This is a genomic window from Rhizobium sp. WCS2018Hpa-16 (assembly GCF_031843705.1).
In the GTDB taxonomy this organism is placed as follows: Bacteria; Pseudomonadota; Alphaproteobacteria; order Rhizobiales; family Rhizobiaceae; genus Agrobacterium; species Agrobacterium tumefaciens_C.
Window position 1 is genome coordinate 213,601 of sequence record NZ_JAVTIX010000002.1, and the last position, 18,645, is coordinate 232,245.

General features: G+C 57.0%; 19 protein-coding genes and 1 tRNA gene. 7 read left to right on the forward strand and 13 right to left on the reverse strand.

Annotation, left to right across the window (positions count from 1 at the left end):
• Positions 1–427: 427 nt before the first annotated feature.
• The 5 genes from RQI55_RS07160 to pncB all read left to right on the forward strand — a co-directional run bounded on the left by RQI55_RS07160 (position 428) and on the right by pncB (position 5,022).
• Positions 428–1,534: a DUF475 domain-containing protein gene (locus RQI55_RS07160; protein WP_192063238.1), complete on the forward strand. Its 1,107-nt coding sequence runs from the start codon at positions 428–430 to the stop codon at positions 1,532–1,534.
• 315 nt (positions 1,535–1,849) lie between these two features.
• Complete coding sequence (locus RQI55_RS07165) at positions 1,850–2,194, forward strand: helix-turn-helix domain-containing protein (protein WP_192063239.1); 345 nt, start codon at positions 1,850–1,852, stop codon at positions 2,192–2,194.
• A gap of 58 nt (positions 2,195–2,252) precedes the next feature.
• On the forward strand, positions 2,253–3,098 hold the full coding sequence (locus tag RQI55_RS07170) for a C40 family peptidase (RefSeq protein ID WP_243257010.1): 846 nt from the start codon (positions 2,253–2,255) through the stop codon (positions 3,096–3,098).
• Positions 3,099–3,186: 88 nt separating this feature from the next.
• Positions 3,187–3,546 carry a hypothetical protein gene (locus tag RQI55_RS07175; protein WP_042616291.1) on the forward strand — a complete coding sequence of 120 codons (360 nt, stop codon included), beginning with the start codon at positions 3,187–3,189 and terminating at the stop codon, positions 3,544–3,546.
• A gap of 171 nt (positions 3,547–3,717) precedes the next feature.
• A complete protein-coding gene (gene pncB / locus RQI55_RS07180; RefSeq protein ID WP_042616292.1) occupies positions 3,718–5,022 on the forward strand; it encodes a nicotinate phosphoribosyltransferase in 1,305 nt (434 codons plus the stop codon).
• A 32-nt stretch (positions 5,023–5,054) separates the two neighbouring features.
• Here the strand turns inward: pncB and RQI55_RS07185 are convergent, their stop codons facing one another.
• Positions 5,055–6,452, reverse strand: a complete 1,398-nt coding sequence (locus RQI55_RS07185; RefSeq protein WP_192063241.1) for a M17 family metallopeptidase — start codon at positions 6,450–6,452, stop codon at positions 5,055–5,057.
• Positions 6,453–6,704: 252 nt separating this feature from the next.
• Here RQI55_RS07185 and RQI55_RS07190 point away from each other — a divergent pair, with 252 nt between their 5' ends.
• Positions 6,705–7,418 carry a tetratricopeptide repeat protein gene (locus RQI55_RS07190; RefSeq protein ID WP_192063827.1) on the forward strand — a complete coding sequence of 238 codons (714 nt, stop codon included), beginning with the start codon at positions 6,705–6,707 and terminating at the stop codon, positions 7,416–7,418.
• Between the two features lie 68 nt (positions 7,419–7,486).
• On the opposite strand, the gene RQI55_RS07195 is transcribed toward RQI55_RS07190, so the two are convergent.
• The 9 genes from RQI55_RS07195 to RQI55_RS07235 form a co-directional block, all read right to left on the reverse strand.
• On the reverse strand, positions 7,487–8,473 hold the full coding sequence (locus tag RQI55_RS07195) for a type II secretion system F family protein (protein ID WP_042616294.1): 987 nt from the start codon (positions 8,471–8,473) through the stop codon (positions 7,487–7,489).
• Positions 8,474–8,485: 12 nt separating this feature from the next.
• The gene (locus tag RQI55_RS07200) at positions 8,486–9,490 is read right to left on the reverse strand and encodes a type II secretion system F family protein (protein WP_243256798.1); all 1,005 of its coding nucleotides are present in this window, start codon (positions 9,488–9,490) and stop codon (positions 8,486–8,488) included.
• Positions 9,491–9,616: 126 nt separating this feature from the next.
• Positions 9,617–11,086, reverse strand: coding sequence for a CpaF family protein (locus RQI55_RS07205; protein ID WP_192063243.1), 1,470 nt, complete (start codon positions 11,084–11,086; stop codon positions 9,617–9,619).
• A 37-nt stretch (positions 11,087–11,123) separates the two neighbouring features.
• Positions 11,124–12,413, reverse strand: a complete 1,290-nt coding sequence (locus RQI55_RS07210; protein ID WP_311272443.1) for a CpaE family protein — start codon at positions 12,411–12,413, stop codon at positions 11,124–11,126.
• Between the two features lie 35 nt (positions 12,414–12,448).
• Positions 12,449–13,129: a CpaD family pilus assembly protein gene (locus RQI55_RS07215; RefSeq protein WP_243256796.1), complete on the reverse strand. Its 681-nt coding sequence runs from the start codon at positions 13,127–13,129 to the stop codon at positions 12,449–12,451.
• Between the two features lie 14 nt (positions 13,130–13,143).
• Entirely contained in the window at positions 13,144–14,736 is a 1,593-nt protein-coding gene (locus tag RQI55_RS07220; protein ID WP_243256795.1) for a type II and III secretion system protein family protein, read from the reverse strand.
• Positions 14,733–15,542: a Flp pilus assembly protein CpaB gene (gene cpaB / locus RQI55_RS07225; RefSeq protein ID WP_243256794.1), complete on the reverse strand. Its 810-nt coding sequence runs from the start codon at positions 15,540–15,542 to the stop codon at positions 14,733–14,735. Before cpaB ends, RQI55_RS07220 begins: the two co-directional genes overlap by 4 nt.
• A 127-nt stretch (positions 15,543–15,669) precedes the next feature.
• Positions 15,670–16,182: a prepilin peptidase gene (locus RQI55_RS07230; protein ID WP_042616301.1), complete on the reverse strand. Its 513-nt coding sequence runs from the start codon at positions 16,180–16,182 to the stop codon at positions 15,670–15,672.
• A gap of 95 nt (positions 16,183–16,277) precedes the next feature.
• Positions 16,278–16,478, reverse strand: a complete 201-nt coding sequence (locus tag RQI55_RS07235) for a Flp family type IVb pilin (RefSeq protein ID WP_243256793.1) — start codon at positions 16,476–16,478, stop codon at positions 16,278–16,280.
• Between the two features lie 469 nt (positions 16,479–16,947).
• On the opposite strand from RQI55_RS07235, the gene RQI55_RS07240 reads away from it, so the two are divergent.
• Positions 16,948–17,316 carry a pilus assembly protein N-terminal domain-containing protein gene (locus RQI55_RS07240; protein WP_243257009.1) on the forward strand — a complete coding sequence of 123 codons (369 nt, stop codon included), beginning with the start codon at positions 16,948–16,950 and terminating at the stop codon, positions 17,314–17,316.
• Positions 17,317–17,489: 173 nt separating this feature from the next.
• On the opposite strand, the gene RQI55_RS07245 is transcribed toward RQI55_RS07240, so the two are convergent.
• The 3 genes from RQI55_RS07245 to RQI55_RS07255 all read right to left on the reverse strand — a co-directional run bounded on the left by RQI55_RS07245 (position 17,490) and on the right by RQI55_RS07255 (position 18,628).
• Positions 17,490–17,576 (reverse strand) — tRNA-Leu (locus tag RQI55_RS07245).
• Between the two features lie 149 nt (positions 17,577–17,725).
• A complete protein-coding gene (locus RQI55_RS07250; RefSeq protein ID WP_243256792.1) occupies positions 17,726–18,037 on the reverse strand; it encodes a SelT/SelW/SelH family protein in 312 nt (103 codons plus the stop codon).
• 72 nt (positions 18,038–18,109) lie between these two features.
• Positions 18,110–18,628, reverse strand: coding sequence for a GNAT family N-acetyltransferase (locus RQI55_RS07255; RefSeq protein ID WP_243256791.1), 519 nt, complete (start codon positions 18,626–18,628; stop codon positions 18,110–18,112).
• Positions 18,629–18,645: the final 17 nt, after the last annotated feature.

Sequence of the window (18,645 nt, forward strand, 5' to 3'; positions counted from 1 at the left end):
CCATCCATTGGCATCGGCTCTGCGCTATCTACCGCAACCGGACTGTCGGTTCAAGAAACAAATAGTACCACTTTATAGAATCGTATGACGACATGGCATCGCGCAACCATGGTTTGCAAATGGAGGTCGCCTCAGGTCAAAATCAGTCGAAACCGTTGCGAACACAACTTTGAGCTTGACGAAGCAGGCGAGTTGCGAGACTACAAATATATTACCAGCGCCCTGACATCGGGCTTTGGGAGATGAACTTAGGTGCCGGGCCCCTCTGGCGAGAGTTTTACGGCGCTCTCGTGATGTCGGTACCGCCTGCTTATTACGCCGGCGGATTGTAACCCATGAAAAATCTGACCATGCATTCTGTGCGTGCGCTTTCTGTCACGTCTGCGCCGCGTTTTCCTGTTCGCACATCGTTGCTGGGAGCGCTGTAATGACCACAAGTACAAAATCCACACTGACCTACTTCAAGTGGGCCTTTATTGTCACCGTTGTCGGCCTCATTCTGGGTGGCTACCTCGGCTGGCAGATGACAGGTACCGTCAGCGGTACCGCCACGATCTTCTTCATTTGTGCGGTTCTGGCTGTTCTCGAAATCTCTCTGTCCTTCGATAACGCCATCGTCAATGCCAACAAGCTGAAAGACATGACGCCGGAATGGCAGCATCGCTTTCTGACATGGGGCATTCTCATTGCCGTCTTCGGCATGCGTATCGTCTTCCCGCTGCTCATCGTCGTCATTGCTGCTAATGTCGGTCCTTGGACGGCCATGGTCATGGCGGCAACAGAGCCGGATCGTTACGCGCAGATCATGAAGGACGCGCATCTGCCGATCGCTGCCTTCGGTGGCACGTTCCTGATGATGGTGGGCCTCAGCTTCTTCTTCGATCACGAAAAAGACGTGCACTGGGTGCGCTGGTTCGAAGAGAAGATTGCAACCTATTCGTCGATCAAGGGCATCGAGATCGCTTTCGTGCTGATCGTCATGCTCGTCTTCTCGCGCATCATCGCGGGCAGCGCTGACCCGAAGCTCGGGCCGGAAGCAGCAAATGTCTTCTTCAGCTCAGCCATATGGGGTCTCCTGACCTTCCTTCTGGTGGAAGTTCTGGGTGGTATTCTGGACCGCAGCCAGCAGGTGCTGGAAGGTGCTGCCAAGGGTGGTTTCGGCGCATTCCTTTATCTTGAAGTGCTCGATGCAAGCTTCTCCTTCGATGGCGTGATCGGTGCCTTCGCGCTCACCTCCAACCTGTTCATCATCGCCATCGGCCTTGGCATCGGCGCCATGTATGTCCGCTCGATGACGATCATGCTGGTTGAGAAGGGCACCTTGGCGGAATACCGCTATCTGGAGCATGGCGCGTTTTATGCCATCCTCATCCTGTCGGTCATCATGTATGTGCAGAGCCTTGTCCATATTCCCGAAGTCATTACGGGTCTTGGCGGCGCGACACTGATTGGTATCTCGCTGTGGTCCTCTATCCGCTACAACAAGCGCGAAAGAGCCCATGAGCTGGCTGCTGGACATAGCACCAAGCATTAAGCGACCTGTGCGCGATGCTTCTCAGATGGCGCATCGCTTAAAAAATGAGCTTCGGTGGCTGAATTGCCGAAGCAGATTACCCTTCGAAGGCGATTTTCGGCGTGTAACTGGCAGTTTTTCATCTGGCACGTTTCATGCATGGTTATCGCCAAGTCCAGAGGGGACATAAAAGCTCGATAACGGGCAAAGACACCGCCGACACTGCGCTGTACCAAACGGGTACAGAATGCGTGTCGGCGGTTTCATTTTGTTCACCGTTTTGCGAGACTATGCTCCGGTTATTATCCCCTGCGGAACCAATGAATGGAGCCGAGTGTGTCTTTCGAACTGTCGCCATCGCAAGCGCTGAGCCTATGGCACCGGGTGGTGCTGGCCCAGGTCGAGGATGACGGGCCGGACCTGACATCCCGGCAGATGGCAATCCTGCTACATATCTATCTTGTGCCTCCTCCCCATACGGTTCGCGGTCTGGCCGCCGTGCTGGGTGTAACAAAGCCGGTCATCACCCGTGCTTTGGACAGTATGGGCGCGCTAGGTCTGGTTGAGCGTGAGCGCGACCCGCGCGACCGCCGCAACGTCATCATCAAGCGCACTGTCACTGGTGCGCTCTATCTGGAAAAATTCGGAGACCTAGTTATCGCGCAGGCACGCGCGATATAGGGTGGCGATCATTGGATCGTGCGTAAACCGAGGACAAAGCAATATGACATCCCAGGACATGCCCCTTGACCGGCGTCTCAACATCTTCCGCGCCGATCTTGCCGATGAGCGACTGCGGGGCAAGGTTGAGGCGGAGCGTTACGTGACGGGCACGCCCGCCAGCGTCAACCTTCCCGTCATCGGTCTTCGCCCCAAACCTGAACTGGAATGCGGTGTCGATACCGAGTTGCTGCTGGGAGAGACGGTGCGTGTCTTTGACAGGGCAAATGGCTGGGCCTGGGTGCAGGCCGATGCGGATGGCTATGCTGGCTATGTGCCGGAAGCGGCCATCGGCGAAACGGTTGCCCCGACCCACCGCATCATCGCGCCCCGCACCTTTCTCTACCCGCAGGCAGAGCTGAGAAAGCCCCCCGTCGCTGCGCTCTCCATGGGCAGCCTTGTCACTGTTGTTGGAGAGGAAGAGACGCGCGGAACACGCTATCTCATGACCGAAAAAGGCGAAGGCATCATCGCCGCCCACTGCATGGCTGTGAACGAATGCGTAGCGGATGATTACGTGTCTGTCGCCCTACGCTTTCTGGAAACACCCTATCTCTGGGGCGGACGCTCCGGTTTAGGTATCGATTGCTCCGGTCTGGTGCAATTATCCGCCGCGATGGTTGGCAGATCGGTCCTGCGCGATACGGATATGCAGGTCAGCACGCTCGGTACTGATATCAGCCGGGATGAATTGCGCCGTGGCGATCTCGTCTTCTGGAAGGGCCATGTCGGCATCATGGAGGACGAACAGACGCTTCTCCACGCCAACGGCCACACCATGAATGTATCACGCGAGAACCTTGATGAGGCCATCAAGCGGATCGGCTGGCTCTACGAGATGCCCACCGCGTTCCGGCGACTCTAGACCTTCACGAAAACGTTTAGCGTCTGCACTGTTCCGGTGCCGGGGTGGCTTCTATATGAAGGCAGGCAGTTTAATACGGGTCATTGATATGGCAAGATTGGCATCATGCGCCGCAGTTCTGGGTATAGCCGTCATTTCGTTTTCAACGATTGCGCAGGCGCAGACGGTTTACGAGAACGGCTTCATGCCCGCGCCGGATGCTTACGCCAATCTGCCCGGCGTCAAGGACCCCAAGACGCTTCGCCCGAAAGAGCGGTATAATTGCTATTCCACATCCGTTCAGTCCGGTTACCCTGATGGCGCTTACCGGGATGTTTTCGGTAGTCAGGGATTACCTGTTCAGGGCTACCGCTGCACCGGCTCAGCCGGAGGTTCCGCCACTGGCACGCGTGCTCCCACCTCCAGAGACTGGTATCCGGGGATCAACCCGCCAGCTGTGGATTTTTGAAACATTCGCTATCCCTCATTCACGGAACTGTCTTTGCCTGAACCGGTCTGGACTTGATCCCGTTTTCAGATAAGTCTCTGATTGGAGAGCGAATAAGGCTCATCACGATGTCAGGCCTTTGGTAACGCGCAAGGGGTGTCGGCTCGGTCGGCACGGGGGATTTCAGCAGCAATGACGAAGATAGATATCGCAACCCGTGTTCACAATCATGCCTGGAAGCTGGACCCGATTGTACGCAGTCTCATCGATACGGATTTCTACAAGCTGTTGATGTTGCAGATGATCTGGAAGATCTATCCAGAGGTCAACGCGACTTTCTCGCTCATCAACCGTACAAAAACGGTCAAGCTGGCCGATGAAATCGACGAGATGGAACTGCGCGAGCAGCTTGACCACGCCCGCAGTCTGCGACTTTCCAAGAAGGAAAGCATCTGGCTTGCCGGTAACACGTTCTATGGTCGGGCCCAGATTTTCGAGCCTGAATTCCTGTCCTGGCTGGATAGCTATCAGTTGCCGGAATATGAACTGTTCAAGCGTGATGGTCAGTATGAGCTGAATTTTCATGGTCGCTGGATGGATACCACGCTGTGGGAAATTCCAGCCCTTGCCATCATCAACGAGCTGCGGTCGCGCAGCGCCATGCGCTCGCTCGGCTATTTCACGCTCGATGTTCTCTATGCTCGTGCAAAAGCGAAAATGTGGGCGAAGGTGGAGCGCCTGCGGGAATTACCCGGCCTGCGCATTTCAGATTTCGGCACGCGCCGGCGCCACAGCTTCCTGTGGCAACGCTGGTGCGTCGAAGCTTTGAAGGAAGGCATAGGTCCGGCCTTTACCGGCACCAGCAACGTGTTGCTGGCAATGGATTCGGACCTGGAAGCCGTCGGCACCAATGCGCATGAATTGCCGATGGTAGTGGCCGCTCTTGCCCAGAATGACGAAAGCCTCGCCGCCGCACCCTATCAGGTGATGAAAGACTGGAACCGTCTCTATGGCGGCAATCTGCTGATTGTGCTGCCAGATGCATTCGGCACGGCGTCATTCCTGCGCAATGCACCGGAATGGGTGGCGGACTGGACTGGTTTTCGACCTGATAGCGCGCCCCCGATCGAAGGCGGCGAGAAGATCATCGACTGGTGGCAGAAGATGGACCGTGATCCGAAGAAGAAGCTTCTGATCTTCTCCGACGGTCTGGATGTCGATGCCATCATCGACACTTACAAGCACTTCGAAGGCCGCGTCAGAATGAGCTTCGGCTGGGGCACCAATCTGACGAATGACTTCGCAGGCTGCGCGCCCAACACCATCGAAAGCCTGAAGCCGATCTCCATCGTCTGCAAGGTTATCGACGCCAATGGCCGTCCGGCCGTCAAGCTCTCCGATAACCCGCAAAAGGCAACCGGAGAACCGGGAGAGGTGCAACGCTACCTGAAATTCTTCGGTCAGGAAGACCGCAAGGATCAGGACGTGCGCGTATAAAAAAGGGGCGGTTTTCCGCCCCCATTTCCCTGTTACTTCTTTGCGAAGTTACGCGAGATGTAATGGAACAGCGCTCGAATGCCCTGCGCTTCGCCACCGATGGATGAATGCGGGCGCTCGCTGAGCGACCAGCCGTAAATATCCAGATGGGCCCAGCTCTTCGTCTGCGTCACGAAACGCTTGAGGAAGAGGGCGGCGGTGATGGATCCAGCCATGCCGCCAGCAGGCGCATTGGTAATGTCTGCTGCGCGGGAGCGGATATCCTTATCATAGCCCATGTAGAGCGGCAGGCGCCACAACGGGTCATCAACATCCATGCTCGCATCCGCTATGCCGTGCGCCAGATCCTCGTCATCGGTGAAGAAGGGCGGAACATCGGGACCAAGCGCCACACGGGCAGCACCCGTCAGCGTCGCCATGTCGATCATCAGATCAGGCGCATCTTCATCCGCATAGGCCAGAGCGTCCGCCAGCACCAGACGCCCCTCCGCATCGGTATTGTCGATCTGTACGGTCAGGCCCTTGCGGCTCTGATAGATATCGCCGGGGCGGAAGGAATTGGAGGAAATGGAGTTTTCCACCGCAGGTACGAGGACGCGCAACTCGATTGGCAGCCGGGCATCCATGATCATCAAGGCGAGACCCAGCACATTGGCGGCTCCGCCCATATCCTTTTTCATCAGCGCCATGGATGAAGACGGCTTGATGTCGAGGCCACCCGTATCGAAGCAGACGCCCTTGCCCACCAGCGTGATGCGCGGATTGCCCTTCTTGCCCCAGCGCATGTCCAGAAGGCGAGGTGCGCTTTCGCTGGCGCGGCCAACAGCGTGAATGAGAGGGAAGTTTTCCTTCAGCAGGTCCTCACCGGCCACGACCTTAACCTGCGCCTTGTAGTGGGCGGCAAGGCTGCGGAATGCGATCTCAAGCTGGTCAGGTCCCATATCATTGGCCGGAACGTTGATAAGATCGCGGGCCAGATAGACGCCAGCCAGAATGCGCTTGATCTCTGCATCTGCCGCGTCGCGTGGCATGAGCAGCTTTGCGCCACTGCTTTTCAAGGTGCGGTACTTGTCAAAACGGTAGGCGCCCAGACCAAAGCCCAGCATCAGGCGGTTGACGGTGAGCGGTGCCGTTTCAATATGCCACTCGCCTTCCGGCAGCTCACGTGCCAGTTTGCCCGTAATGAAGGGGAATTCCGAAGGGTTGGTTCCAAGTCCTAGCAGCGCTCCACCCAGAGCACCCTCTGCCGATGGCACCAGAAGGATAGCGCCCGCATCGCCCTTGAAGCCTGCTTTGCGTGCCCAATCCAGCGCAATCGGGTCAATCGCAGCCTGTTCGATATGGGCAGGTGTGACCGCGAAGACCGGCAGTGTTTTTCCCCCCTTGGACGTGAAAGGCGTGGCGCGTTCGATATATTGATAATGGGGCATAGGATGCTTTCGAAAGGGGGGTGGAATCGTCGAATTAACACTCTGTTAGGGTTAACAGATTATTGCTGGAGCGAGGGTTGCGTCGAGAGAAATCGCGCTGCGTTGCCCGTTTCGATCAAAACCAGAGCCGGGGGCAATGTTGTGATTGCTGTTTCTTCCCTTTCAGCGCGCCATTCATTGTTGGTACGCGGCGTTTGCGCCGGAGTCCTTGCCTTGGCGCTGGCCGGATGCGCTACCAACAAGCCCGACCGCATGTCCACCGGCTCCATTCCGGCGGTGTCCCATTCCTATGACCAGATGAACATGGACCAGCTGCGGCAGGCGGAGGCTTCCGTCGGCAAGTCCTATGAGCGTAACCCCAAGGACCGCAATACGGGCTTGAACTACGCCAATGTGCTGATGATGACCGGCAAGAACACGCAGGCTCTCGCCGTCATGCAGCAGGTGGCCATTGCCTACCCATCCGACCGTGAGGTTCTGGCATCCTATGGTAAGGCGCAGGCCGCCGCCGGACAACTGGAACAGGCACTCTCGACGATCACCCGCGCGCAAACGCCTGACAGGCCCGATTGGCGTCTCTACTCCGCTGAAGGTGCGGTTCTCGATCAACTGGGCCGTTCTGGAGAAGCGCGGGCGAAATACCGTCAGGCGCTAGATCTCAAGCCGAATGATCCGAGCATTCTGTCCAATCTTGGAATGTCATACGTTCTTCAGAATGATCCGCGCACGGCGGAAACCTATATGCGCTCTGCGGCCTCCCAGCCCGGTGCCGATAGCCGCATCCGGCAGAACCTCGCGCTTGTCGTCGGACTTCAGGGACGCTTCGAAGAGGCCGAACGCATTGCCATGCAGGAGCTTTCTGCACAGCAGGCGCAGGCAAACCTGACCTATCTGCGGGGCATGCTGTCCCAGCAGAACGCATGGTCGCAACTTTCCGACAAGAACAAGAAGACCGCGACAAACTGATTGCCGAGCTCATCTTAATGATTGCAAACGGCGGCCTGTGGGCCGCCTTTTTTGTTGTCGATAGCTCTTTAGAACGTGTCAGAGACCCGAATGCCAGCTGGTCCGAGAATGACGGCGATCAGTACCGGCAGAAAGAAAATAATCATCGGAACGGTTAGCTTCGGGGGCAGTGCGGCCGCCTTCTTCTCCGCTTCATTCATGCGCTCGTCACGGCCTTCCTGCGCCAGCACACGCAACGCCTGTGCGAGCGGTGTGCCGTAACGCTCTGCCTGGATCAGCGCCTGCACCACGCTTTTCACGCCATCCAGCTGCGTGCGAATGCCGAGATTTTCAAGGGCGGTGCGCCTGTCCTGCAAGAACGACAATTCAGCCGTTGTCAGCACCATTTCCTCGGCAAGTTCGGGAGACTGGTCGGCCATCTCCTCGGCAACCCGGCGCATCGCCGCTTCCATCGAGACCCCGGATTCCACGCAGATCAGCATCAGATCCAACGCATCCGGCCAGGCCCGCTTGATGGATTTCTGCCGCTTGGACATCTGGTTGGAAACAAAAATGTTGGGCGCGTAGAAGCCGAGATAACCAAAGCCGAGAACCGCCATCAGCCGAAGGCCGAAGGGCCGTGTCGCCAGATTGCCCATGACGAAGACCCAGAGAAAAGCCAGCAGCAGAAAGATGAAGGGCAGAATGAAACGTGCCGCCAGAAACGTGTTCAAAGCGTTCTGGGAACGGTAGCCCGCGGCCCGTAGCTTGTTGACGGTATTGGCATCCACCAAGGCTTCGCGCAGATTGAACCGCTCGACGATCCGCGTTGCTGATTTGTTGTTGCTGGCGCGCAGCGTCGTTTTCCCGCCCTTGGCCGCCTCGGCCATGCGGTCGCGTTCACGAATTCTGATCTGGTCCCGCTCGGTGGAAACCGCCTTCATGCGTTTGCTGAGGTCGCCCTTTTCAAAATAGGGGAGTGCCAGCGTATAAAAGGTTGCAAAGACGGCCACGCCGACGAGGAGGGCGATGATGAGGTGCGGGTTGACGAGGCTGGCGATCAGTTCCTGTGACATTGCTCTTGCGCCTCAAATATCGAAGTTGATCATTTGGCGCATGACAACCACGCCGATGAGCATCCAGAACCCGGATACGCCGAGAATAAGGTGCCCGCGCGGATCGCTGAAAAGCACCGCGATATAGTCCGGCGATGTCAGGTAGACGAGGAGCCCCACAATGAAGGGAAGCGCGCCGATGATGACGGCCGATGCCTTGGCCTCCATGGAAAGTGCGCTGACCTTGGCCCGCATTTTACGGCGTTCACGCAGTACTTTGGACAGGTTGGCAAGCGCCTCCGAGAGGTTGCCACCGGCCTGTGCCTGAATGGTGATGACGGTACCGAAGAAGTTCACCTCAGACAAAGGCATGGTCAACATCATGCGGTTGATGCCTTCAGGAATGGTCATGCCCACCTGCTGGGCCTCGACAACCCGTTGAAACTCGGTCTTCACAGGCTCTTGCCCATCTGACGCGATCAGCCGGACGGAATCATTAAGTGGCAGGCCCGATTTGATGGAGCGGTACATGACATCAAGCGCGTTGGGAAATTCTTCCAGAAACTTGTTCTGCCGGCGCTTGACCAGAAAGCCGAGGATCCAGCGCGGCAGCCCAAGCGCGCCCACCATTCCACCACCAACGGCAAGAAGCAGCGGCGCTCCGTAAAGAAGCGAGACCAGAAAGACGGCAAGGCCAAGCCCACCGCCCATCAGATAGAATTTCTGGATGGTTATGGAAAGTCCGGCCTGAACGAGCTTGCCACGAACGCTGTTGTCGCGCCGGTTCTTGGATTTCTCGCTCTGTTTTTTCTCAAGATCCTTGAGCGTGTCCTGCACCGATTTTCGGCGCTTGCTCATCTCCTGCACGCGGTCTCGCGCAGCCTTGATCTTGATGCGGTCGGTTTCAGCCGCCTTCACCCGGCTCACACGGCTTGCTGTTTTCTTTTCAACCTCGATCTGCGGAAACAGGAAGACATAGGCCATCGCTCCTGCCGAAACGGCGACGAGGATCACGAGCAACAGCACCGTCATGTTCATTGTGCATTCCGCCTAGAGCGCGTCCAGCAAAAGTGCGTGAGCGGTTTTGCGTTCGGACTGCGTGAAAACAAATAGATAGAGCATTTCAGGTGATCCCGTTTTCGCCGGAAATGCTCTAGGTCTTGGCTATTGAGACTGTTTTTCCATCTCGTCGAGAGCAGCGGCAAGGCGCTTTTCCTCGTTGAAATAACGTGCACGATCCCAGAAATATGGCTTGCTGATACCCGTCGAAACATGGCGACCGATCAGACGGCCGTTGGCGTCCTCGCCGTCCATTTCATAGCGCATCAGATCCTGGGTGATGATGACGTCACCCTCCATGCCGAGCACTTCGGTGACCTGCGTTATGCGGCGCGAACCATCGCGAAGACGGGCAGCCTGAATGATGACATCGACGGAAGACGAGATGATTTCGCGCACGGTCTTTGCCGGAAGGCTGAAGCCGCCCATGGCAATCATGGATTCCATGCGGCTCAGGCACTCACGCGGCGTGTTGGCGTGGATGGTGCCCATGGAGCCATCATGGCCGGTGTTCATCGCCTGCAAGAGGTCAAACACTTCAGGGCCACGGACTTCGCCGACGATGATGCGTTCTGGCCGCATGCGCAGGCAGTTCTTAACGAGATCACGCATGGTGATCTCGCCTTCGCCTTCAATGTTGGGCGGGCGGGTTTCGAGCCGCACGACATGCGGCTGCTGAAGCTGAAGCTCGGCTGTGTCTTCGCAGGTAATGACGCGTTCGGTCTTGTCGATATAGCTTGTCAGGCAATTCAAAAGCGTGGTCTTGCCAGAACCTGTTCCGCCTGAGATGACGACGTTGCACCGCACGCGCCCGATGATCTGCAGGAGAACCGCACCCTCTGGCGTGATTGCACCAAAGCGCACCAGCTGGTCAAGCGTCAGCTTGTCCTTCTTGAATTTGCGGATCGTCAGTGCGGGACCATCGATGGCAAGCGGCGGTGCTATGACGTTGACGCGCGATCCATCCGGCAGACGCGCGTCGCAGATCGGGCTTGATTCGTCCACACGGCGGCCAACCTGGCTGACGATGCGCTGGCAGATCGACAGGAGCTGCGCATTGTCGCGAAACCGGATGTCGGATTCGATGGTCTTACCGTTGACTTCGATGAAGGTCTGGCCCGACCCGTTGACCATGATGTCGGCAATATCGTCGCGTGCCAGCAGCGGCTCCAGCGGGCCATAACCCAGTACATCGTTGCAAATGTCTTCCAGCAGCTCTTCCTGCTCGGAAATCGACATCGCGAAATTCTTGATGGTGATGATGTCGTTGACGATATCGCGAATTTCTTCACGGGCGCTTTCCGTGTCCAGCTTTGCCAGTTGCGACAGATCGATCGTGTCGATCAGGGCCGAGAACACCTGCGCTTTTGTCTGGTAATATTCATCCGTGCGAACACGCTTGCGCACCTGGGGTGGAGTTGCATGGGTTGGTGGCGCGGGTGGGGCCATGACAAGCATGTCCGCCTGCTCGGCGCGTGGTGCCGTTGCAACAGGAGGCGGCACAGGTGCAGATGGTGCTGCCTGCCCGCTATATGCGCCCCTTGCGGGACCTTCGTTGCCACGTTTTCCGAACATTTGTGTCTTCCGGTATGTTTCACGGCCAAGCCGCGCATCACTTGCGTTTTATAAGATCCATGAACTTGCCAAGTCCGGCCCGCTTTGCTTTGCGCGCAGCAGAACGGCCCGTAACGATGTGGGAAATCTGCGAGAATGTTTCAGCAATCGGTGATTTCGCGTCGATTTCGCTGATCATCCGTCCGCTATTGGCCGCATTTCCAAAGAGCTGCACATCGAACGGAATGATGGCAATCGGCTCGATTTCCAGCGGTTCGAAGAAATCGGCAGGCGCAATCTCCGGGCGCTTGAGCATGCCGACCTGATTGAGCACGAGATGCGGCACCTTGTCGTTTGGTCGCAGCTTTTTCAGGGCATCCAGCAGGTTCTTGGTGTTTCTGAGGTTGGCGAGGTCAGGCACAGCCGTAATCACCACCTCGTCTGCGTCGGCCAGCACCGTCTGAGTCCAGTCGGACCAGGTGTGGGGTACGTCCAGAACGGCAACAGGCGCGCTGCGCTGCAAAAGCTCCAGAAGCGGCTGGAAGGCCAGGCGTTCGAAATCATAGGGCCGGTCCAGAAGCGATGGCGCGGCCAGCAGCGAAAGATGCTCGGAGCACTTGGTCAGCAACCGGTCGAGAAACACTTCGTCCAGACGTTCCGGGGCATAGACCGCCTCGGCGATGCCTTGAGCCGGGTCCTGATCGAAGTCGATATTGGCTGTGCCAAACGGCAGATCAAGATCGGCAAGAATGGTTTCGGTTGAAAACAGGTTGGAAATGCCGAAGGCGCAATTATGGGCGATGGTCGATGACCCGACGCCGCCCTTTGCCCCGATGAAGGCGATGTTGCGGCCAAGTGGCTCTGCTTCCGGGTCAACGAAAATGGCAGAAATCGACGCCAGCAGGTCCGGCATCGTCACCGGCGCGACGAGATATTCCGAAATGCCGGTGCGGATGAGATCCCGGTAGAGCGCGATATCGTTGTGGCGACCAATGATGATGACGCGTGTCGTGGGGTCGCAGACCTCGGCCAGAGGAGCAAGGTCGCTCAGCAGGTTAGACGGTTCACGCGCTGTTTCCAGCACGATCAGGTTTGGCGTCGGGCTGGATGAAAACATCGTCGCTGCCGCTTCGATTTCACCATTGGTGACACGCAGGCTAACCTTGTTCATGCGGCGGTCGCCCGAAAGGCGCTCCATCAGCCGCTGAATGCCTTCGCTTTCGCAAAAGGCATGGATGGAGATGCGGGGCAGGGGTCTCAAACCGTCCAGATCGCCCATGCGCAAGGGTTCCTCGGAATAGGACTCTTGCGGATTGGCCTGTTGAATATCGTAATTGACCGGGCTCATTGTTTTTCCTGTTGCCGCATGCGTTCTCGTCGGTATCAGTCCGCCGTGGAAGTGTTCTTGCCTGCGCGATAGTTACCGATCACCACGGAGCGGCGCTCCGCATCGATTGCGCTCATGCCACGCGGACCGACGAGGTCCATCGGGTTTGCCACCTGCGCGGCGAGATTGTTTTGCGATGCGCAGCCGAAATTGTACCAGTTCTTGTTGGAATAGGTGTTGTCGGAAAGATCTTCCGGCCATTGTCCGCACTGCCCCGTCATGGCTGTCATGGCAATGTAGCTCAGGCGAATGGGTGCGGCATCGCCCGTTGGCGCTGCGCGGTAATGGGTTTCTACGATCTTGTTCGACGCTATACCGGAATTGCCCAGCACGGAGCGGATCTGGCGCCTGAGAATGGACGCCGCGGCAGAATTGGCCGATCCCGTCGGCACCTGGATCTGCACCAGCCCGGAGGAGACCGCTGTATAACTCTGCGCAAACCCCTTGATGGTATCAGCCATGCCGATGGTCAGACGGTTGTCGCCAGCAGAAACCGGAATATCCAGCGAGTGCTGCGCTTCCGAAAGGGTGATCGGATGACGCGTTCTGTAGTCATCGGGAATGGCGCCAGTCGACATCGGGTCGCGCGCACATCCCTGAAGCAGCAGGGTTGCGGTCAGCAATGAGAGGGTAATCCCGGCTCTGCGAAGGCGGGAGGCGTTTTGGGACGGGGTCATTGGGTGCATTTTCATCATTTGTAAATAAACCCTACCGAGCCCTGATAGGGCTGTGTGTGAGCCTGCTGCCGGTTGCCGTAAACCTTGTTGACGCGGTTCATGAAATACATGCCGGCATCATTGTCCGGGTTGAAGTTGTCATCCGGGCGGGCGATTTCGTTGCGCGCCACCGGTCGCACCAGATAGGGCGTCGCGATGATGACAAGCTCGGTCTCGTTGCGGATGAAGTCCTTGCTGCGGAACAATGTGCCGAGGATTGGCACCTTGGAAGCTCCGGGCAGGCCGGACATGGCCTGGCGAACATTGTCCTGCACAAGACCGGCAATCACGATGGAACCGCCGGATGGCAGCTCCACGCTTGTGGAAGCCTCTCGCTTGCGGATGGACAGATAGGTGCTGCCGGGAATGCTGACGCTGCTTCCGTTGCCGGTGACGGCACTGCCTTCATAGGTGGGCTCTGAGACATTGGTCTCGATTTTGAGGCTGATACGGCCCGGCGACAGCACGACGGGCCGGAAATTCAGCTCGATGCCATAATCGACCGTATCTGTGGTGCGCGTCACAGTGGGCCGACCGGTTGTACCATCAACGGCCACTTCCTGTTCCGCAGGCAGGCGGAACTCGCCGCCAACATAGAATTTCGCTTGTTCGCCAGAAATGGCCGTCAGGCTTGGTTCTGCCAGCGTGCGCATGACACCGGCCTGTTCCATGGCGTTGAAATAGCTGCCCAGAGTGACCTTGCCGATGGTTCCGGCAATATTACCTGTCCCGGCAACGCCGATTGCGTTGCCAAGGTTCGCTGGGTTGGAAAAGGAAATGCGACCGCTAGCGTCACTGCCGGAACCGCTGATGGAGCCGTTGAAGCCGAGTTGCTTAAGAACCTGCCGGCTGACCTCCGCCACCGTCACCTTCAATGTGACCTGGTCTTCACCCTCGATGGTCAGCATATTGACGATGGATGATGCCTGGCGATCTTCCGCAAAAATAGCGACCGCACCATCGCCATTGCTCTGGCTGGTCTCGGTAATGTTACGCGTGGTTGCCTCACCGCCCTTCAGGAAGGCGGATGCAAGCTGAACGGCACGGGCGGAATCCTGAGGCGTGCGCACGCTTCCAGACAAGACGATATTGTCCGATACGATTTCAACACGAATGTCGGATTCGGGAATGAAGCGGCGAAGATTGGCTTGCAGGCCGGTAATATCCCGCTCGACCTCCAGATCAAGGCTGACAATTTCCTGCCCCTGATCTCCGAATATGAAAATATTGGTCTGGCCGACCGCCTTGCCGAACAGGTAGATACGCCGCGAACTGCGCGTTACGGCATCTGCCATGCTGGGGTCTGCCACCAGAATATCATGGGCGTCCTGCGGCAGGTCGATGACCAGCGCCTTGTTAAGCCCAAGCTTCAGCCGCTTGCGAACACCCTGGCCGCTTTCATTGATCCGTACGATGCTGGCGCTCTGGGCCAGTGCTTCGTGTGTCGAAAAGCCCAATGGCGCGTTCAAACCGGGAAAGCCAGAGAATGCGATGCAAAACGCCAGTCCGCCCGTGACGGACGAGCGCATGGCTTTTGTCAGGCAGGAAATTGCGCGGTGTCTGGTCATTGTGCCGACCCTCCCTGTCCGTCCCGGACGATTGAGCCGGATTTGATGATCTGGATAGCCGGTTTTCCGGAGCCCCCACTCAGGAGATAGTCGGCAGATGTCGTGTCGCTATCCTGCGCGTCAGCCACGGATCGCAGCGAAAGTGTCAGGCGATCTGCCATTTGCTGCGCAACCGTCATGATCTTCGCCTGCTCAGGCGTCAGTTCCAGCGTGGCCGTTGCACCGACGACGGCGGTGGTGCCGTCCTCGCCTTCCTTGATCTGCTGGTCGATGGCCAGAACACGGACATTGTTGAGAACGTTTTCGGTGAGAAAACTCCCCGCATCGCCCTTGCGAACCATGATCACGTCGACACGGTCGTTGGGAAGCACGAAACCGCCTGCTCCGGTCGCAACGGAAATTTCCGTTGCTACAGCCCGTTTGCCCGCTGGCAACAGGGCAGACATGATGCGCGTGCTGGAATCCACCACCTTTTCAGGCCGCAGTGGCTCGCCTTCAAACAAGGGCAGGCGAACCACAGAGCCTGTCAACTCGGTGATAGCGTCTGGCCGTTTGGTCTCGGTGACGAAATTTTCATTGATGCTGCCCTGCGGCCATGCTGCCCAGCGAACGGAGTCGGCGCTCAAACGGCTTCCGACAGGCAGATTGACGGAAGATACCAGAATATTGACCGTCGGTTCCTTCTGAATGATCGCTTCCGCATGCTCGACAACCTGCTGCGGCCCGCCAAGCTGCATGGCCAGCAAACCGGCCAGACCGGCGGCGACCACGGCGACTGAAAGAATGACGATGCGAGACGGTTTCATGCTTGGGCCTTGAAGGAGTCAGAATCTCTCCCCACCATGGCCCGCCATTGGTGTAATTATAGTTAATAAAATGTGTCGCGCTGTGGTTAATGAGATTTAAACGCCGCCCTGCTTGGAAGCTAGAGACCTATATCATGGCCCGCATGGCAAATTGTACGATGGGCGCATCCGGATAGGTCACGAGACCAGCCGCAGCAATGGCAATGCCATAGGGCACTTTCTTGGCAACGAGCAGAGAGTCGGGAACAGGAAGGCCGCTTGCCATGATTTGTTGATGATGAGAGCGGATGAACAGAATGCCGATGGTGAGGATGCCGCCGAAAAGGGCTACGGCAACCATATAGACCGCCAACGCCTGATCGAAGCCGAACCAGACGGCAGATGCTGTCAGTAGTTTGGCATCTCCACCGCCCATTGTATTGAGTGCGAACAAGGCAAAGCTTGCTGCGAAAACGGCAAGCCCCGCCACAAGGCTCATGGAGAATGTTTGCAGGTCCATACCTGCCAGGGGTGCAACGACGACAAATGACAAAAGCAGGACAATCGAAATGCGATTGGGGATCGTCATTGTAAAGAGGTCGTTCATAGCCGCGAAAGCGAGGCACAGCGGTATAATAAGAAATATTGCTGCGGTAACCATTATTCAGACCTCAGAATAAATGCCATCGCCTGCTTCTTTATCATTAAAAACTATACCGCCATACGGCGGTATAGTCGATTGTATTTCTATCTGAATTACTTGGCTGGTGCAGCAGCGCCGCCAGCGCCGGAACCAGAAATCTTCGTTGAGATGTCACCGAACACGCGCGAAAGAGACGATCCGATGGTCGAGGCACCAGTGATGATGCCGACGGAAATCAACGCTGCGATCAAGCCGTATTCAATGGCGGTCGCGCCGGACTCGTCTTTCATGAAGCGAGCGAAAATCTGTGTCATGCGGGTTCTCCTAAACTCTTCGATTGTTGTTCAGCACGCCGACAACTGTTTTCCGTTGTTCGGTTCCAGCCAAACTAGCGAGGGTAGATTTCCAACCACTTAAAAAAGCTGCTTAAGAAATGATTAAGCGAGGGTCACGTTGAGCATAGTAAACAATAGATCAAAGTAGAATTTCAATATTTATACATCGCTGAAAGCCTTTATTCTTGCGGAAAACACGCTTTAATTCACTCTCAGATAACGTTTCAATGTGGCGCATATCGAGTTTCAAAATGGGGCATGCCCCATAGTGGTGCAAGAAACTGGACGCGCGAAGCTTTGCGCCTATGCCATAATGGGATTGCGATTTAACGCTTCATTCACCAATCCCGCGCATGGTGCTTCTATGACTATAGCGCGCCCGCTCCAATCAAGGCTGTCCCGACCCATGCTGTCCATTTCCACGGCACGAATCGCTGTAACCTTGGCTATGGTCATCACATCCTCGACGGCAGTCCTCTCAGCCGATGGCGATATGCTGCGTGTTTCCATGAATCACGCCCGCGTGCTGAAGCTGGATCGGCCCGTCAGCAAAGTCATTATCGGCAACTCCAAAGTCGCAGATGCCACCGTTGCGGATGCAACGACCATTGTGCTGACAGGGCGCAGCTTCGGCACCACCAATCTGGTCCTGCTGGATATTGATGGAAATGCTATTGTCGATGAGCGCGTGCTCGTTTCCATCGATGAAGGTAACACCGTCCGCGTCTTCCGCCAGACTGCCCGCACGGTCTTGTCCTGTACGCCGAACTGCGAAGAGCATGCGCCCACTGAAGGCGGCGCGGCCAGCGGCCAATAACACTTTTCTGACGATATCAATGCGCCAAAGGCATGGCTGAAAACGTCAACCTAGCCACGCGCATGCCCGTGCTTTCCAAATGCGAAAGCGCGCAAATCCGCATGCGCCCGAAGGCGTGATTTTCACTGCGAATTTTTGCTAAGTTGTTGATCTGGCTAAGATCAAAAATGGAATGGTGCCCAGAAGAGGACTCGAACCTCCACACCCTTTCGAGTACCAGCACCTGAAGCTGGCGCGTCTACCAATTCCGCCATCTGGGCGACGAGGAGCCATGTACGGGGGCAGCCGTCTGGTGTCAACAGACATTTTGAAGTTTTGTGACGATCATTGATTTTTAAGCGAAAAAAACGACATCAGCCTGTGGGAGTTCAACGCCAAGCGGCCTTCTTCTCTGAAGCTGGCTTGAGAGTCAGCTATCAATCCCTTCATTCGGTGTTCGGTCAAAATGACCGAGGTCCCGGTTCGGGTCGATCATATCGCGCACGCGCTGCTTGAGATCCTTAGGGCCGGGAAAGCCGCCATCGCGCTTGCGCTCCCAGATGACATGGTCGCCGACCAGAATTTCGAATCGGCCGCCGGTTGCCGGAACCAGCGCTACCTCTGAAAGGCTGTCTGCGAATGTGTGCAGCAGTTCCTGCGCCATCCAGGCGGAGCGCAGGAGCCAGTTGCACTGGGTGCAGTAGATGATGGCAATGCGTGGTTTTGGGGCGGCGTCTTGCATCGTATCCTCATATCTGCAGAAAGGCGTGAAAAGCATGTTTCGCCAGCCGGTGCAGATTTGCAAGTGCGTGGGCTAGCCGATCCGCTTGAAAAACAGGGTTGTGCCGCAGTAGCGACCATCGGGAAATAGCGCATAATCGGGAATGACACCCACGCGCTGCCAGCCGAACCTGATATAAATGGCTTCCGCTTCGCTGCCGGTGGCGGTGTCCAGAACCAGAAGGGTTCGGCCACGCCTGGCCGCTTCGGCTTCCACATGGCCCATCAGCTTGCGGGAAAGGCCGAGACCTCTTGCCGATCGATGCACGAGAAGCTTCATCAGATCGCCCCGGTGCGGCTGGTTGGGTTTTGATGCCAGAGCGACCTGAACGGTGCCCACTGTTTTGCCATCCACCTGCGCGGCAACGAGGATGATCTCGCCTCTGTCGACTGCGTCAGCCACGCCGCGCCAATAGGCCTCCGCATCATGGGGCGAAAAGGGCAGCATGAAGCCAACGGACGCGCCGCCATTGACGCAATCGGAGAGAACCTCGCAAAGCTCTGGCAACGCTGCCAGTGTTTCCTGCCCGTTCAATGTGCGGATGAGGGTCATTCGTAACTCCTGAAGAT

Coding starts and splice junctions, on each gene's coding strand:
- RQI55_RS07160 (WP_192063238.1), top strand. CDS start 428: ATGACCACAAGTACAAAATCCACACTGACCTACTTCAAGTGGGCCTTT.
- RQI55_RS07170 (WP_243257010.1), top strand. CDS start 2,253: ATGCCCCTTGACCGGCGTCTCAACATCTTCCGCGCCGATCTTGCCGAT.
- RQI55_RS07175 (WP_042616291.1), top strand. CDS start 3,187: ATGGCAAGATTGGCATCATGCGCCGCAGTTCTGGGTATAGCCGTCATT.
- pncB (WP_042616292.1), top strand. CDS start 3,718: ATGACGAAGATAGATATCGCAACCCGTGTTCACAATCATGCCTGGAAG.
- RQI55_RS07185 (WP_192063241.1), bottom strand. CDS start 6,452: ATGCCCCATTATCAATATATCGAACGCGCCACGCCTTTCACGTCCAAG.
- RQI55_RS07190 (WP_192063827.1), top strand. CDS start 6,705: ATGTCCACCGGCTCCATTCCGGCGGTGTCCCATTCCTATGACCAGATG.
- RQI55_RS07195 (WP_042616294.1), bottom strand. CDS start 8,473: ATGTCACAGGAACTGATCGCCAGCCTCGTCAACCCGCACCTCATCATC.
- RQI55_RS07200 (WP_243256798.1), bottom strand. CDS start 9,490: ATGAACATGACGGTGCTGTTGCTCGTGATCCTCGTCGCCGTTTCGGCA.
- RQI55_RS07205 (WP_192063243.1), bottom strand. CDS start 11,086: ATGTTCGGAAAACGTGGCAACGAAGGTCCCGCAAGGGGCGCATATAGC.
- RQI55_RS07210 (WP_311272443.1), bottom strand. CDS start 12,413: ATGAGCCCGGTCAATTACGATATTCAACAGGCCAATCCGCAAGAGTCC.
- RQI55_RS07215 (WP_243256796.1), bottom strand. CDS start 13,129: ATGACCCCGTCCCAAAACGCCTCCCGCCTTCGCAGAGCCGGGATTACC.
- RQI55_RS07220 (WP_243256795.1), bottom strand. CDS start 14,736: ATGACCAGACACCGCGCAATTTCCTGCCTGACAAAAGCCATGCGCTCG.
- cpaB (WP_243256794.1), bottom strand. CDS start 15,542: ATGAAACCGTCTCGCATCGTCATTCTTTCAGTCGCCGTGGTCGCCGCC.
- RQI55_RS07230 (WP_042616301.1), bottom strand. CDS start 16,182: ATGGTTACCGCAGCAATATTTCTTATTATACCGCTGTGCCTCGCTTTC.
- RQI55_RS07235 (WP_243256793.1), bottom strand. CDS start 16,478: ATGACACAGATTTTCGCTCGCTTCATGAAAGACGAGTCCGGCGCGACC.
- RQI55_RS07240 (WP_243257009.1), top strand. CDS start 16,948: ATGGTCATCACATCCTCGACGGCAGTCCTCTCAGCCGATGGCGATATG.
- RQI55_RS07250 (WP_243256792.1), bottom strand. CDS start 18,037: ATGCAAGACGCCGCCCCAAAACCACGCATTGCCATCATCTACTGCACC.
- RQI55_RS07255 (WP_243256791.1), bottom strand. CDS start 18,628: ATGACCCTCATCCGCACATTGAACGGGCAGGAAACACTGGCAGCGTTG.